Origin of the sequence: Corynebacterium sp. HMSC074A09 (assembly GCF_001811545.1) — a bacterium.
GTDB lineage: Bacteria > Actinomycetota > Actinomycetes > Mycobacteriales > Mycobacteriaceae > Corynebacterium > Corynebacterium hiratae.
On the sequence record NZ_KV805104.1, the window covers coordinates 1 to 293 of the forward strand.

Here is a 293-nt window from a genome sequence, read left to right on the forward strand (position 1 = left end):
GACCAGTACACTCCTGAGTATGAGAACGGCTCTGGTAAGCCGGGTGATGACGTCGAGATTAAGAAGCCGACGTTTAAGGACGGCGACGGCAAGGAGACCACTCCGCCGGAGGGCACCAAGTTTGAAAAGGGCGAGGGCGCGCCGGAGGGTGTGACCGTTAACGAGGATGGTTCCGTCAAGGTGACCATTCCTGAGGGCGCTGAGCCTGGTACGAAGATTGAGGTTCCGGTTAAGGTGACTTATCCGGATGGTTCGACTGATGATGCCACGGTGACTGTCACGGTTGAGCAGCC

At 57.7% G+C, this 293-nt stretch carries 1 protein-coding gene; it reads left to right on the forward strand.

Annotated features, from left to right (window positions below):
* On the forward strand, positions 1–293 hold a 293-nt coding region (locus HMPREF2807_RS01400; RefSeq protein WP_198531321.1), incomplete at both ends, for a YPDG domain-containing protein.